General features: G+C 44.0%; 11 protein-coding genes. 5 read left to right on the top strand and 6 right to left on the bottom strand.

Features of this window, described 5'->3' with window-relative positions:
• The first annotated feature begins 69 nt into the window (after window positions 1-69).
• Window positions 70-2,259, top strand: coding sequence for a malate synthase G (locus ND16A_RS10740; protein ID WP_033077303.1), 2,190 nt, complete (start codon window positions 70-72; stop codon window positions 2,257-2,259).
• Window positions 2,260-2,460: 201 nt separating this feature from the next.
• Window positions 2,461-3,087, top strand: coding sequence for a TetR/AcrR family transcriptional regulator (locus tag ND16A_RS10745; protein WP_033077301.1), 627 nt, complete (start codon window positions 2,461-2,463; stop codon window positions 3,085-3,087).
• Between the two features lie 150 nt (window positions 3,088-3,237).
• Here ND16A_RS10745 and bhcD read toward each other — a convergent pair whose 3' ends face one another.
• The 3 genes from bhcD to bhcB all read right to left on the bottom strand — a co-directional run bounded on the left by bhcD (window position 3,238) and on the right by bhcB (window position 6,809).
• The gene (gene bhcD / locus ND16A_RS10750; protein ID WP_033077300.1) at window positions 3,238-4,230 is read right to left on the bottom strand and encodes an iminosuccinate reductase BhcD; all 993 of its coding nucleotides are present in this window, start codon (window positions 4,228-4,230) and stop codon (window positions 3,238-3,240) included.
• A gap of 139 nt (window positions 4,231-4,369) precedes the next feature.
• Complete coding sequence (bhcC, locus tag ND16A_RS10755) at window positions 4,370-5,518, bottom strand: 3-hydroxy-D-aspartate aldolase BhcC (RefSeq protein WP_052073021.1); 1,149 nt, start codon at window positions 5,516-5,518, stop codon at window positions 4,370-4,372.
• A gap of 313 nt (window positions 5,519-5,831) precedes the next feature.
• Entirely contained in the window at window positions 5,832-6,809 is a 978-nt protein-coding gene (bhcB, locus tag ND16A_RS10760) for a beta-hydroxyaspartate dehydratase BhcB (protein ID WP_033077298.1), read from the bottom strand.
• Window positions 6,810-7,167: 358 nt separating this feature from the next.
• On the opposite strand from bhcB, the gene ND16A_RS10765 reads away from it, so the two are divergent.
• Together ND16A_RS10765 and ND16A_RS10770 are read left to right on the top strand one after the other, a co-directional pair.
• Entirely contained in the window at window positions 7,168-7,956 is a 789-nt protein-coding gene (locus tag ND16A_RS10765) for an IclR family transcriptional regulator (protein WP_033077297.1), read from the top strand.
• A gap of 124 nt (window positions 7,957-8,080) precedes the next feature.
• A complete protein-coding gene (locus ND16A_RS10770) occupies window positions 8,081-8,515 on the top strand; it encodes a GlcG/HbpS family heme-binding protein (protein ID WP_033077296.1) in 435 nt (144 codons plus the stop codon).
• A 106-nt stretch (window positions 8,516-8,621) separates the two neighbouring features.
• On the opposite strand, the gene ND16A_RS10775 is transcribed toward ND16A_RS10770, so the two are convergent.
• Complete coding sequence (locus ND16A_RS10775; protein ID WP_033077295.1) at window positions 8,622-10,229, bottom strand: SulP family inorganic anion transporter; 1,608 nt, start codon at window positions 10,227-10,229, stop codon at window positions 8,622-8,624.
• Between the two features lie 938 nt (window positions 10,230-11,167).
• On the opposite strand from ND16A_RS10775, the gene ND16A_RS10780 reads away from it, so the two are divergent.
• Window positions 11,168-12,607 (top strand): NCS2 family permease, encoded by a 1,440-nt coding sequence (locus ND16A_RS10780; RefSeq protein WP_033077294.1) that lies wholly within the window; start codon window positions 11,168-11,170, stop codon window positions 12,605-12,607.
• A 136-nt stretch (window positions 12,608-12,743) separates the two neighbouring features.
• On the opposite strand, the gene ND16A_RS10785 is transcribed toward ND16A_RS10780, so the two are convergent.
• Window positions 12,744-14,081 (bottom strand): sensor histidine kinase, encoded by a 1,338-nt coding sequence (locus ND16A_RS10785; protein ID WP_033077293.1) that lies wholly within the window; start codon window positions 14,079-14,081, stop codon window positions 12,744-12,746.
• 14 nt (window positions 14,082-14,095) lie between these two features.
• Complete coding sequence (locus ND16A_RS10790) at window positions 14,096-15,472, bottom strand: sigma-54-dependent transcriptional regulator (protein ID WP_033077292.1); 1,377 nt, start codon at window positions 15,470-15,472, stop codon at window positions 14,096-14,098.
• Window positions 15,473-15,598: the final 126 nt, after the last annotated feature.

Below are 15,598 nucleotides of genomic sequence, written 5' to 3'. Positions count from 1 at the left end.
ATAACTGCGCCTTGTATTGGCATCGCTCAAGAACTCTGAAACCTGTATATTGAAATGGAGCGGGTATGTATGAATAAACGAGTAATCAAACACGGATATAAAGTGGCAGAGTCTCTTTATAATCTAGTAAATCATGAAGTGATCCCGGGAACGGGTATCGATGTGGAAGACTTTTGGCAATCGATGGCCGATATCTTCGATCAGTTCATTCCGAAAAATCAACAGTTGTTAGCCATTCGGCAAGATTTTCAAAGACAAATCGATGCCTGGCATTTAGAGGCCGATAATCAGCCTTTTGACCAGGAAAAATATCAGCAATTCTTGCTCGATATTGGCTATATTGTCGAGGAAAAGCAAGACTTTGCTATTACCACCACTTATGTTGATGATGAAGTTGCCAGCGTTGCCGGACCACAACTGGTGGTGCCATTAATGAATGCCCGTTTTGCCTTAAATGCCGCCAATGCCCGTTGGGGCAGCTTGTACGATGCCTTGTATGGCACCGATGTGATTAGTGACGAAGATGGCGCGGAAGTTAACAAAACCTACAACCCGGTTCGTGGCGCCAAAGTACAAGCCTATGCCCGTCAATTTTTAGATGAGGTGATGCCGTTATCCGCTGGCAGTCACAGTGAGGCGGTGAGCTACCAGGTTTCCTTTGGCAAGTTGGTCGTTACGCTGAAGTCCGACGAGCGCGTAGGTTTAGCCGATGAAAGTAAATTTGTTGGCTATAGTGGCAGCAGGCAAAACCCCAGTGCCATTTTATTCAAAAACAATGGCCTGCATATTGAAATAAAAATTGACCCGAGTATGCCGGTAGCGAAAACCGATCCGGCATCGGTTGCGGATATTATTTTAGAATCGGCGTTAAGTACCATACAAGATTGTGAAGACTCTATTGCAGCGGTAGATGCAGAAGATAAAACTGCGGTGTATCGCAACTGGTTAGGGTTAATGAAAGGCGATTTAACTGAAACCCTGAAAAAAAATGGCGTATCCATTACCCGTAAGCTCAATGACGACAGAAGTTATAGCACGCCCGATAACGAACCTTTTACCTTACCCGGTCGTAGCTTGCTGTTTGTTCGTAATGTCGGCCACCTAATGACCAATGATGCGGTATTGACCAAAGATGACCAGCAAGTGCCGGAAGGGATTTTAGATGGTTTGATCACTACGTTAATTTCATTACATGATTTGAAAGGCAATTCAGCGGTTAAAAACTCGCGCAAGGGTAGCATTTACATCGTCAAACCGAAAATGCACGGTCCCGATGAAGTGGCGTTTAGTAATGAATTGTTTACCCGCATTGAAGCGTGTCTGGGCTTAGCCACCAATACCATTAAAATGGGTATTATGGATGAAGAACGTCGTACCTCGGTGAACTTAAAAGAGTGTATCCGTGCCGCCAAAAATCGCCTTGCCTTTATCAATACCGGATTTTTAGACCGTACCGGCGATGAAATACATACCAGCATGCAAGCCGGGCCGATGGCGCGTAAAGAGCTGATGAAAAATGAAAAATGGATCAGCGCTTATGAAAACCGCAATGTGCGCATAGGCCTGCAAGCCGGGCTAAAAGGCAAAGCGCAAATCGGCAAAGGCATGTGGGCAATACCCGATGAAATGTCGGCGATGATGGCTGCGAAAATTGGTCATCCCCAATCCGGTGCAAACTGCGCCTGGGTACCATCACCAACGGCAGCAACTTTACACGCGTTGCATTATCACCAGGTTAATGTCGGCGAGATTCAGGATAGTATGCTTAAGCAATTTTCAAACAGTGAAAATAGTGATGACTTAAGCGATTTATTAACTATCCCTTTACTGCAAAATCAACAGCAATTGAGTGCGCAAGATATTCAGCACGAACTGGATAACAATGTCCAGGGCCTGCTGGGTTACGTAGTACGTTGGATTGACCAGGGCACAGGTTGTTCAAAAGTTCCCGATATTGATAACATCGGCCGGATGGAAGACAGAGCCACTCTGCGCATCTCATCTCAGCACATTTGCAACTGGTTACAGCATGGTATGTTAACCAAAGAGCAAGTGCTGGAATCGTTACAACGCATGGCAACAGTGGTTGATCAGCAAAATATTACTGACGCCAGCTATACGCCGATGGCACCTGATTTTAACTGTAACATTGCCTTTAACGCGGCAATGGATTTAATTTTCAAAGGCAAAGAGCAACCCAGTGGTTATACCGAGCCATTATTGCATCAACGTCGGATTGAATTAAAAGCAGTAAAATAAATGGAAAAGATATTAGGGTCTGTTGAACTTTGCGGTACAAATTTTGTTCAAAAATGCACAGCAAAGGTCAACAGCCCCTAATAAAGTAAAGCTAACTTCGCCTTATCGGGTTGAAACGGAGCAACTTTTATTATCTAATAATAAAAGTCAGCTGCATGGTGCAACACCGATATTGCAGCTGATTTTATTTCAGGAGCATTTGTGACAAAAGTTAGAACGTTAAAAGGCAATATTCGCCAAAAAAATAAATCATTAATCTTCAATGCGGCGAAAAAAGAATTCGTCACTTATGGCTTTAAAGGCGCGTCTATTAAACGTATTGCCGAACGGGCGAACATCGCTCGCGCAAATATTCATTATTACTTTCAAGATAAAACCGATCTCTATCAGCAACTGTTGAGCAACATCATCGAAGTCTGGAACAGAGATTACGATACCTTAAATGCCGATTTGGAGCCGAAACAGGCCCTTAGTGCCTATATTCGAGCAAAAGTGATGCATTCCAGGGATGACCCGGATTCGTCGAGAATATTTGCCAGTGAATTAATTCATGGCGCGCCAGTATTGAATGACTACCTTAATACTGACTTTAAAGCCTGGCTGCAAAGTAAAGTCGCGGTAATTGACGCCTGGATTGAGCAAGGCTTAATCGATCAGCTCAACCCACACCATTTATTATTCTTAATCTGGAGTTCCACCCAACACTACGCTGACTTTAATGTGCAAGTGGTGGCGGCGTTAAACAAAGAACAGATGAACGATGACGACTTTGAAGAGGTTGTCGCCTCGTTAACGCAAATCATTCTAAAAGGCTGTGGCATCCACTGATAGCAATTATTTAGCGTCGAAAAACAGACTTGAACTTTGGCTTAAATTACTGAGGTAGGTGTCTGAAACTTAGATTGGTAAGAAGGGAGTACCCGCAATCAGGCACTCCCTTAATGGACTGTTACATTAGCTTGGTAAGATAAAACTTGTCTATAAATTTATGTAAAATGCCTGGCCTTTGGCTTGTGCTAATTCTGCGGCAACTGAAGCAACGGCTAAATCTTGTAAACCAACACCGGTACCGTCGAATAAGGTGATTTCATCTTCACTGGTTCGCCCTGAATTGGTGCCATTGATCACCTCGCCAATTGGCACGATGTCCGATTCTACAATCAACCCAGACTGGATCGCGTGTTGCGCTTCGCCAATCGTAATCGATTGCGCTAATTCATCGGTAAACACGGTGGCGGTGCGGAACAGTTTCGCGTCAACTTCTTGCTTGCCTTTGGTGTCTGTGCCCATGCACGCGATGTGCGTGCCAGGTTTAATCCAGGCGTTGTCCAGTAATGCTTCAAAGGCGGAAGTAATGGTGATGATAACGTCAGATAGTGCACACAACTCTTCTCGGCTAACTGACTCAAACGGCAGTGATAACTCTGCACACACCTCGGCGAGAATAGAAAGCCTTTCCGGATCAATATTCCAGCCGACTACTTTTTCAAAGTTTCGTTGTTCAACGGCAGCGCGTAACTGAAATGTTGATTGATGACCTGCGCCAATCATGCCTAACACTTTAGAATCTTGGCGAGCTAAATGCGCTATCGATACCGCCGATGATGCGGCAGTTCGTACTGCGGTAAGATAGTTACCGCCGACCAGCGATTTTAATTTTCCGGTATCAGGATCAAATAAAATCACCGTTGATTGGTGGTTGGTCAGACCTTTTTCGACATTACCAGGCCAGTAACCGCCTGATTTTAATCCTAATACCATAGAGTCACGGTCAAAGCCGGATTTAAAACCATACAGTGCATCGGCATGACCGATAGCTTCGCGGATGACCGGGAAGTTGTAGGCGGTATTTTTAGACATCGCAGCAAATACATTTTCTACTGCGGTAAATGCATCGCTGCGGCCCATGATTGCTTGACAAACCTCTTCGGTTACTACGACTACGCCTTGGTTATTATGTTGATCACTCATTGTTTATTTCCTAGATAGTGATTGTGCCCCTTGGTGAACACCAAGGGGGCATGATGCTTTATAATCGATTCCGACAATTTATTGTTCAAACTTGCGTAGGGCGAGTTTAAATGGGCAATAAATTATCGGACTTGCTTTCTTAGTAAGCTTTACCACGCGCAGATACTGGCCATAAAGTCTCTACTTTACCGTTACGAACGCCTACGTAGTAATCGTGAACGTTACAAGTTGGATCACAATGGCCCGGAACAAGTTTTAATTTTTGATTCACTTTTAACGCGCCGCTAGGATCTGAAATCACGCCGTGCTCATCTGAACACTTAATGTATTCGACATCGTCACGACCAAAGATATATGGCAAGCCACTGTCTACAGATTGGGCTTTAAGACCGGCATCACAAATGGCTTTGTCGGCTTTCGAATGGCTCATTACTGACGTTAAGATGAATAATGCGTTTTCGAATTCCGAGATTTTTTCGCCGTTTTGATCACAAATGGTTTGATAGTCGGCATCCATGAATGCGTAAGAACCACATTGTAACTCATTGAAAACGCCTGAGTTACCTTCAAAGTAATACGAACCTGTACCACCACCGCCAACGATGTCACACTCAAGTCCTTCAGATTTAAGCATCGCGATTGTACGCGCGACCATATCGATAGCGATATCCACTTTTTCTTTCCGTTGCTGGTAATTTTCCATGTGCTGCATCGCACCCTGGTACGCTTGAATGCCGGCAAATTTTAACCCCGGTGTTGCGGCAATTGCTTTGGCGATATCCACCACAGGTTGACCTTCACTGACGCCACAACGACCGGCACCACAATCTATTTCTACCAGACATTCGATCTCAGTGCCGTATTTCTCAACGGCAGCCGCTAACTCAGCAACGTTGTCAATGTCATCGACACAGCAAAGGGTACGAGCGCCGAGTTTTGGTAACCGTGCTAAGCGATCAATTTTTGCAGGATCACGTACCTGGTTAGACACTAAAACGTCTTTTATGCCGCCACGAGCGAACACTTCCGCTTCTGAAACCTTTTGACAACACACGCCGCAACTGTCCCCCAGTTGCTCTTGCAGTAATGCGATATCGACCGATTTGTGCATTTTGCCATGCACACGGTGGCGCACGCCCATGTCTTTAGCATATTGGCCCATGGTTTTAATATTGCGCTCCAACGCATCCAGATCGACCACTAAACATGGGGTTTGAATATCTGCTTCATTCATACCCGGTACTGCAGGAACGTCATAACCTACTTCTAATTCACTTCCTCTAGCCATTTTCATCTCCAAAATTTTAGTTTTAATTAAATACCAATTTGATTAAATTTATTCCCAACTCAGAGCTATGTTTTAGGTTCAATAACAAGCAAAATTTGTTTAGATATAGTTGTTCTATATTAAATGAATTTTGGGACGTTAGTGGGCCTAAAGCAAGCTCCCAAGGGTGAGTTTAAAAGGCTTCTACGCTGCGTTATTGATTTTGACAAGGGAACAACCATTCTCTTCAATCAATGCCTTGCCTATAAGCCTTTTAATTCTCACTGAGTGGGAAATAACTTAATCAACTTGGTATTCCGGTTTAATATCAGTGTTATTTGTTCATCCACGGCAGCTTGTCTAAGTCGACATTGCCGCCAGTAATAATTACCCCGACACGCTTGCCTTTAAATACCTCAGGGTTTTTCAAAATAGTTGCTAACGTCACGGCACTGCTCGGTTCAATGACAATTTTCATCCGTAGCCAAACCAGTTTCATTGCCTCGACAATTTCGTCTTCCGTGGCGGTTAAAATGTCGGTCACATGGTTTTTAACAAAGTGCCAGGTTAAATCTTTAAGGGGTACTTTAAGACCATCGGCAACGGTGTTTGGTGCGTCATCGGCAATGATATGTCCGGCCCTAAATGAACGGGCAGCATCATCGGCATTGAGTGGCTCTGCAGCATAAATTTTTATCTCTGGTGCAATCGTCGAGATGGTCAGACAGGTGCCGGAAATCATGCCACCGCCACCGATTGGCGCTATCACCATATCTAAATCGGGCACCTGCTTAACCAGTTCTTTTGAGCAAGTCGCCTGGCCGGCAATAACACGAGGATCGTTATAAGGGTGAACAAAGTCTGCGCCAGATTCTGCCACCACTTCGGCGAAGACCGCTTCTCTGGAACTGGTAGACGGTTCACATTCAACGATACTGCCGCCATAGCCAATTACCGCATCTTTTTTCGCTTGCGGCGCTGTCCTTGGCATCACCACTGTGACCGGAATACCGCGTTGTCCTGCGGCATAGGAAAGCGATAATGCGTGATTGCCGGAAGAGTGGGTGGCGACACCGACTTTGGCTTCTTCATCGGTTAATCCGAATACGGCGTTACAGGCACCACGAACTTTGAATGCGGCCGCTTTTTGCAAGTTTTCACATTTAAAAAATAATTCGGCCCCGGTTAATTCATTCAAGAAGCGAGATGTTAATACCGGTGTTTCATGAATGTAGGGTTTAATACGTTCATGGGCCACTAATACATCATCATAGTTTGGAATGTTCATCGTTGATTGGGTTGAACTGCTCATATTTTCCTCTCAATATTCATCAAAGCCTTGCCATGTAATTAGTCAGCTATGCTGCTTTGACGATACCTTTACCTATTAATTTGAGTTATTGCTTTAATTTTCAATTTCAATTCCACCTTATGAAAAAGATCACCTTCTCGCAAACAACAAGGATTCCACATTGTGGAATCATTGTTGCCTCACCTTACATCGTATGTATCTAAGTGGCTGATAAATCAGCTTTACTTTGTGGTTTTAATGATTGAGAATATAGAAATTCCATAATGTGAAATGAAGAAGCGCATACCATATTGTGGTTTTATTGTACTTTTAGGTTTATATTCAAAATGAGCGCCGTTGCAATGAGTAGTAAAAAATCATGAAAAAAGTTAAACCCGAATCTCGAATTCAAGTGATTGACCGAGCCGCGATGTTATTAGATGCAATATCACGCTATTCCATGCCGGTAACACTAAAAGCACTGAGTGCGGATACTAATTTGGCGCCTTCTACGGCGTTTCGTATCTTGCATTCGCTCATCGATAACCATTTTGTTGATAGAGACAACACGGGTAAATATCAATTAAGTGGTCGCTTAATCCGGTTAAGTAGCAATCAAAATCGCAACATTGATTTTCGTAAAGTGGCGATTCCGTACATGGAAAAACTGCGCGATAAATTTGGTGAAACCATTAACCTTACCACTCGTGAAGGTGATGTGATTATTTATGTCGAAAAAGCGATCCCTAACCGCATGATGCACGTGCAACAAATCATTGGTAGCCGTGCGCCTTTGCATGTTACCGGCGTCGGCAAAATGATGTTGGGCATGGAAGGCAAAGAAGGCATTAGTGGCTATGCGCAGCGCACCAATTTACCCGGTTATACCCGTAAAACCTTTTCCACATTAGATACTCTGGTGGATGAGTGCATGCGCTGTGTTGAACAAGGCTTTGCTTTTGATAATGAAGAAGCTGAGATTGGCGTCGGTTGTATTGGCGTACTCTTGTATGACCGCTACGGCGAAGTGGTCGCCGGATTATCTGTTTCGGCCCCGATTGAGCGGCGTAAAGATGAATGGGTTAATGACTTATTAGCGGCTGGAAAATCGATATCAGCAGAGCTTGGTTATGTCGAAAATCAACTTTCAATGCAAGTTTCAAATTAACTTTCAAAGCAAGCTTCAAATAATATCAGGCAAGTAAACAATTAGACGTCTCACCTTTCACTATCCGTCATTGTTTTTAATCTTGTTTGATCCACCAGTTTTTAAAACTACAAGAGTGTAAAATATGTTAACAGTAAATAGACTAAATCAAACGGAAGCGAAATTAATCATTGACGGCGCAGTAGATAAAGCCAACGAACTGGGTATACCTATGTGTATTTCTGTGGTTGATGAATCGGGGAGTTTGCTCGCCTTTGAACGCATGGATGGCGGTAAAATCCACAGTATTACCATTTCTCAGGATAAAGCCTTTACCGCGGCATCGGCTCGCAAAGGCACCCATGAATTTAATCAGGCGTGTATACCGGGTCATGAAAATAACCTATTTGGTATACATACTGCCTTAGGTGGACGTATGTGTATTGTTGGTGGTGGTTTGCCCATTTATGCCAACGGTGAAGTGGTTGGTGGCATTGGTGTTAGTTCAGGATCGCCAGAGCAGGATTTAGGTTGTGCGCAAGCTGGAGTTGATACCTTTAGTCGAATTTCTGTTCTATAGGCTAGTTACTGGTCGCAATGAAGTATGCAATTAATACTTCATTGCGCCCATCGTTTATCGAATGGAATCGAGAAAAGCCAGTGATCTTTAGTCGCTGGCTAGTGCACTAAGCAAGTTTCTGCTTCACGTATTTCAGTGCATCCAACCTGGTCGCAAAAATATGTTCTGGCGATATTTTGTCGAGTAATTTTAATTTATTAAAATCATTTCGCACTCGCTCACAGACACTCGATAATAAGATATCCCGTCCCTGACTTTGATAACCAATAATAATTTCTTCAATGGCAATGGTACTGGTAATGCCGACCAGGCGCGCATCGGTTAAATCTATCAATAAGGTTTTATCTTGATCCGCATTGGAGACACTCTGCTTCAAGCCACGGGCAACACCAAAGCCAATGGGTCCAGAGATATTCAGCAATAGCAAGCTATCGTCCATCGATTCTAATAACTGTTTCTCCGGCGGCGAGAGATGTTCAGCATCTTTTGCCGTGCACAATTTAATATTATCTAACTGGATTTCGGATAACCGGCGAATGGTCACTAAGTTTGCGATAAATACGCCAATTAATACCGCCGTCACCAAATCAAAAGCGACCGACATAAACATGGTGGATAGCATTAAGCCAACACTGAATAATGGTACCTGATGAATGCGTTTGAGGAAGTTCCAATCAATAATACTAATACCCACATGAGTCAATATCGCGGCTAACACGGCAACGGGAATATAGGCGGTGTATTCTCCCGCCCATAGCACAATGGCTAAGATGAAAATTGCATGCAGCATGCCAGATAATGGCGTTGTACCACCAGCTCTTAAGTTCGTTACCGTACGCATGGTCGCGCCACCACCAGGCAATGCGCCAAATAAACCGGCGACAATATTACCAATGCCCTGACCGACAAGCTCTTGATCCGAGTCATGCAGGTCATTACTGATACTATCCACCGTTAGTGATGTCATTAATGAATCTAGCGTACTTAAGGTGGCAATTAGCAATGCCGACTTAATCATTTCACCGGCTAAGGCAGTGTCCCATACCGGCATATTAAATGAAGGCAGTTCACTGGCAATGGCACCAACAACCGGCATATCAACGCCAACAAACACATAAAAGATAGTGGCGCCAATCACCGCAATAATGCTGGCGGGCACCACTCTGCTGTATTTTTGCGGCCATAAAAACAGCACCAGTAAACAAGCAAGTCCAAGTAAGGTATTGGTACTGGTTAATGTCGTTAATGACAGCTGCAGCTCAGGCAATGAGCGGCCAAATAACGGCTCAATTTGGGAGAGTATGATCAACACCCCAATACCAGAGGTAAAACCCGATATCACCGGATAGGTGACCAGGATAAAATACTTGCCTAGTTTAAAAAAGCCAAATAGCATCTGGAATAAACCGGCCAAACTGACCACGGTGAATGCCATGGCAATACCGTTTTCAGGAGACTGGGCAACGAAGCTGGTTAATATCGCCACCATGGCCACGGTTAAGCCGGTATTGGGTCCCGATATTTGCTGATTAGTACCACCAAATAATGAGGCAAATAAGCCGGTGATGATGGCACAATAAATACCAGCGCTGGCACCAGCACCAGAAGTTACACCAAAGGCTAAAGCAAAGGGCAATGCAACGATGGTCGAAGTCAATGCACCAAAAATGTCACCCTTGATGGTATGTCGATTAAAATGTGATAAAGAAAGCATAGCTACCTAATGTTAAAATGTTTGCGCTATAGCAAGTGAATTAAAAATGAACAGATATTTAATCCACTTGGTATTAATAATACTCAGGTCAACCGTCCGACAGCAATTATAGGTACTGAACAAAAAACAACCAGAGATGATGTGTTTATACCAGTTCGCGTAATGATGTGATCAATTGAGAATGATATAGAAAGCTTTAGAACAACTGAAATTTTAAAGAGATAGTTATTCATATCTTTTTGAAATTTCAAGAAGTTATCAAGCTTTATATAGATTCCCTAAGGGTAACTCATGTGCTGTTTATTTGAGTTACTCAATGATCAGATCATTATACGGATTGGTATTCATATAAACCAGACACCTGAACCGTCGACAGATTTTCGGGTTTAAAAAACCAAGAAATGATCAACTAAGCCGCGACTTAATTGATGGCCTAATTATAATAAAAATAGCGGCTAAAAACTAGCCATAATGTGCAATGGCAACAACGGTGATAATTATTTTTTTAAGTGTTTTTAACCACTTATTAGCCAAAATCGCACCGCTACTCAGTAGCCTAAACCAAGGTAAATTAACCGACTATACTTAACCAGAACCACGACATTTGGTTGTTTTAATTACATAAAGTTAATTTTTACGATGTGAAATTTAACTGGGTTTATTCATCAGCTACTTGCTTCGCCTCCGGCGATTCTAGCGGCGATAACGCATATTGTTTCCACTATGTGAAATCATAAACAAGCGTTCATGCTTAACTTTGGCGATTTTTTATGGTTTATTGAGTTAGCTACACAGAATTAGGGTAGAACACAGCCTCTTTCTTACAACTAGCAAAAACTGAGATTACTTTTTTATCGGTAATTCAGCAACACACAGGTCACACTTTAAAACATAAAAATAAACGGCCTTATTTAACAATTAACGAGAGAACTGTAGTTATGGAACAGGTTAGTAAAAGTTACGAAGAAAACCAAGCGGGTAAGGTCGGTCTGTTAGAACGATTCTTTAAGCTGTCTGCACATAATACGACGGTAAAAACTGAGATCATGGCGGGTCTTACCACCTTCGTGACCATGTCGTACATTATGTTTTTAAACCCTATTATCATGTCGAAAACCGGCATGCCGTTTGATGGATTATTCCTGGCAACCTGTCTTGGTGCCGCGATTGCAACCATCCTAATGGGTCTGTACGCAAATTGGCCGGTAGGTCTTGCTCCGGGCATGGGACTAAACGCTTTCTTCACCTTCTCCGTCGTTGGTGCTATGGGTTATAGCTGGCAAATTGCGCTAGGTGCAGTATTCCTGTCGGGGGTTATCTTCGTTCTAATGAGTGTCACCCGGCTGCGGGAATGGATGCTCGACAGTATACCGATGAGCTTACGACTGGCGATGACGGCAGGTGTTGGTCTGTTCTTAGGCTTCATCGGTCTGCGTTTCACCGGTATCGTTGTGGCTAACCCGGATAACGTTGTTGCTCTTGCTGACCTTACTCATTTTGGCTTCGGCAAGTTCGGCCCTGAAGCACCGGCTCTGGGTTTCTTAAGCTTTTTACTTATCGCCATTCTTAGCTATCGTAAAGTGTTTGGTGCTGTACTAATCGGTATTGCTGCCACTACTTTTATTGCCTTCGCCATGACCTGGGTTTTGCCGACTGACTTCTTCGTTATTGCTGAAGAAGCGAAAGCTTGGGCACCGGCGTCGGGTTTTGTCAACTACACCGGCCTGTTAGCGGTACCTGAGTTCTCGGCACTTGAACCCATTTTGTGGAAAGCGGACATCGCTGGTGCTTTTGAAGTTGCCTTGATCCCGGTAATTGTGACCTTCCTATTCGTGAACATCTTCGATACCGCGGGTACGTTAATGGGTGTTGCTGAGCGCGCTAATTTACAAGACAAAAACGGTAAAATTGAAGGCTTAAGCAAATCTTTAAAAGCTGACTCTATCTCTTCTGTTATCGGTACTGGTTTTGGTTGTCCACCAGTGACGTCATACGTGGAGTCTGCAGCAGGTGTTGCTGCCGGTGGTCGTACCGGTCTAACTGCTGTAACTATCGGTTTGTTATTCGCTGTCGGTATGTTCTTCTTACCGCTTGCGCAAATGCTACCAGGTTTTGCCGTTGACGGCGCGCTTATCTACGTTGCCATGTTGATGATGAGTTCTCTTAAAGGCCTGGACTGGAATGATTTAACGGAATATGCGCCGGCAGTATGTACTACGGTAATGATGGCATTCACCTTCTCTATCGCTAACGGTATTGCTTTTGGCTTCATCACTTACACCGTTCTAAAAGTCGGTGCTGGTAAATCGAGCCAGATATCTGCTGGTGTTTGGGCGCTTACGGCTCTGTTCATCGCTAAGTTTATGTTCTTAAATTAACCTAAGCTTGAAACTGATTCGAAAAGGGCCCTTCTCACGAAGGGCCCTTTTTGTTCAGGGAAGAACTTATCCACGACAGGCAGGACAGCCTTTAGAGTGGGGTTGTTCAGTGTCTGTCCCGGGCTTAAGTAGTAAGCTAACCATCCGCGATAGTGATTAGTTTGTTCGGTAAGACAATCTCTGCTTTGGCGCCAACGCCATTGCTATTATTCACTAAACTTAGTGTCCCGCCATGTTGCTCGATGATGTTACGACACAAGGCCAGGCCAATACCATTACCGGTTTCTTTGGTGGTATAAAAGGGCACAAACAGGTTCTCCGGATTACTGATGCCGCGGCCTTGATCAATGATCTCAATATGGGTTTTGCCTTGGAGTTGATTAAAGCTTACTGTGACTTCAGCATGCTTATGATCGCTGCCGTTAGTATTCGTCGCATCGGGGTGCGCTTCAATGGCATTTTTGATCAGGTTAATCATCACCTGCTCAAGTAAGGCCGGGTCGGCAGGAATTTCGCGGATATTATTTTCAAAAACGATAGCTTGCTGACTAAATAGGGTGCTTAAGTTGCTGGCAAAGTCGCTGCTGTTTATCGAGCAAGGCTGAACGTTAAAATTACGATACAGGGTGGCATAGCGACTGACAAATTCATCGAGCGAGATACTGCGTTTGACAATTACCGCTAACGCCTGTTTTGAGCGTGCTTCGGTGCCGGGCATTTCCGCCATTGCTTGTGCCAATGATTTTATTGGCGTTAACGAGTTATGGATTTCATGGCTTAATACCCGAATAATTTGCAACCAGGAATCTTGCTGGGTCTTGCGAATTTCCTGGCCGATATCGGTTAACACCAATAAATGATATTTGTGGTTATCTTTGATGAAGTTACTTTGTCTCAGTTGCCAGTTTTGCTCGCTGTTTTGGTTGTCTTTATCACTTAATATCTGCCATTGTTGTTGCTCATTGAGCACGAACCCCAGCCGCTGTGATGAGTAATGACGTAACGATTGCCAGGGCTGCTGACACCAGGTGGAAAAAGCATCGTTAGCATGGCTGAGTTGTAAACTGTCGTTAAAGACGACTATCGGGGTATCTAGCTGCTCCATTAATTGGTAAATCAAAAAAGCATGTTGGTCATATCGTTGTTTCCGCTGCTGTAATAACTCCGCCAGATTGTTTATCTCAACCGACAGTTCATTTAGGATCCCCTGGTTATAAGTTGGCTTGACCCGCGAACTGTAATCTTCAAGACGTATCGCTTCTACCAGCGAGCTTAATCGATAAAATGGTGCAATGGTGCGTTGATAAACCCGCAAGCTGGCAATAGCTAACGGCATACCAATAGCGCCGAACAGGGTGACCGAAACAAGTGCTGAACTATCGAGTAAATATAACACCCACGACATTAACAGGAGCACTAATAGTGCGATGGCTGAGGCAAAATATTTCAAGTCGTATTCGAGTGACTTCGACACAGTGTAGGCTCCTCTTATCTGGTTTTGATATCGAATTTTTCTAAACGTCGATAGATGGCGCTTTGGCTAATGGCCAATAACCCTGCGGCTTCGTTAACTTGTCCATTGGTTTGTTTTAAGGCCATTTGTAAGAGCTGGCGTTCGGCACTTTCCAGCGTCATCAAGGTTAAACCGGATGCTTGCTCGGTGGTCTTGTTTTGTTTAAGCTGCAGATCATCTCGGCTGATCACCCCAGGACCAGAGCCTGGCATGTCAGCCATCAATACCGCACGCTCGATCACGTGACTGAGTTCTCGTATATTACCGGGCCAAGGATAGTCGCAGAGCACGTCATTGACAGACGAACATAACGTAAGCTCGCCCATTTGATATTTTTGTGCATGCTTGTTAACAAAATGCTGTGCCAGCACCATGATGTCTTCGCTGCGTTCTCTTAACGGCGGAATATGCAGTTCTATGGTATTCAACCGATAATACAAATCCTGGCGGAATAAGCCTTGTTGCTGCATCTGATCAAAATTGGCATTGGAAGCACTTATCAGCCGAACATTGGTTTTTTGGGTGACACTTGAGCCAACCATTTCATATTCATTTGATTCTAACACGCGCAACATCTTTGCCTGTTGTGACAGCGGAATGGTAGCGACTTCATCCAAAAATAACGTGCCTTGCTGCGCCATTTCAAAGCGACCGGCTCGGGTTTCTTTGGCGTCGGTAAAGGCACCTTTTTTATGGCCGAACATTTCACTCTCAAATAAATTTTCAGGAATTGCGCCCATGTTTACGGTGACAAAGTTTTGCTGATCACGCGTCGATAAACGGTGGATCATCTGGGCAATGCAGGATTTTCCGGTGCCATTCTCCCCGGTGAGCAAAATGGTGGCATCGGTTTGCGCGATGCGCTCAATTTTTTTGTACAGTTGCTGCATTTTCGGGCTAACCCATAACAACTCATCGTCGGCCTGCAGTTGCGCATTCAGTTGGCGTAAGCTGTTATTTTGTTGTTCCAGCCCTTGCATGCGCAACTGTTGTTTAACCACTTGTAATAAGCGTTGGTTATCCCAGGGCTTGGCAATAAAATCTCCGGCACCTTGCTGCATAGCCTGTACCGCAAGCTCAACACTGGCCCATGCCGTCATCGCAATAACCGGAATAGTAATTTTTTTATTGAGTCGTTGTGCTAAAAAGCGCAGCCCTTCTTCACCAGAGGTAGTATCGCAAGAGTAATTCATGTCGAGCAAAATAAGGTCGATAGCTTGTTGTTCCAACATCGCCATCGCCATTATCGGTGACTCTGCTTCAATCACCTGATAATTATGGTTACTTAGCAAAAAACTGACACTGAGGCGAACATCTGCCTTGTCATCTACCACTAAAATCGTTTTGCTCATCGGTTATTTTTCCAATTTATTATTATGTAATCAACTTGGTATAATACCAGTTCGCGTAATGATCAGATCATTATACGGATTGGTATAAAGCCAAGGCAGAGCCTGTTCGGTGAAAAATTCGCTCTG

The sequence above is a fragment of the Thalassotalea sp. ND16A genome (genome assembly GCF_000764205.1).
Taxonomy (GTDB): Bacteria; Pseudomonadota; Gammaproteobacteria; order Enterobacterales; family Alteromonadaceae; genus Thalassotalea_A.
Note: the sequence above shows the minus strand (reverse complement) of the source record. Positions and strands in the feature narration are given on the sequence as shown.

Bases quoted from the DNA above. Each gene is read 5' to 3' on its own strand.
- ND16A_RS10740 (WP_033077303.1), top strand. From the start codon at position 70: ATGAATAAACGAGTAATCAAACACGGATATAAAGTGGCAGAGTCTCTT.
- bhcD (WP_033077300.1), bottom strand. From the start codon at position 4,230: ATGAGTGATCAACATAATAACCAAGGCGTAGTCGTAGTAACCGAAGAG.
- bhcC (WP_052073021.1), bottom strand. From the start codon at position 5,518: ATGGCTAGAGGAAGTGAATTAGAAGTAGGTTATGACGTTCCTGCAGTA.
- bhcB (WP_033077298.1), bottom strand. From the start codon at position 6,809: ATGAGCAGTTCAACCCAATCAACGATGAACATTCCAAACTATGATGAT.
- ND16A_RS10765 (WP_033077297.1), top strand. From the start codon at position 7,168: ATGAAAAAAGTTAAACCCGAATCTCGAATTCAAGTGATTGACCGAGCC.
- ND16A_RS10770 (WP_033077296.1), top strand. From the start codon at position 8,081: ATGTTAACAGTAAATAGACTAAATCAAACGGAAGCGAAATTAATCATT.
- ND16A_RS10775 (WP_033077295.1), bottom strand. From the start codon at position 10,229: ATGCTTTCTTTATCACATTTTAATCGACATACCATCAAGGGTGACATT.
- ND16A_RS10780 (WP_033077294.1), top strand. From the start codon at position 11,168: ATGGAACAGGTTAGTAAAAGTTACGAAGAAAACCAAGCGGGTAAGGTC.
- ND16A_RS10790 (WP_033077292.1), bottom strand. From the start codon at position 15,472: ATGAGCAAAACGATTTTAGTGGTAGATGACAAGGCAGATGTTCGCCTC.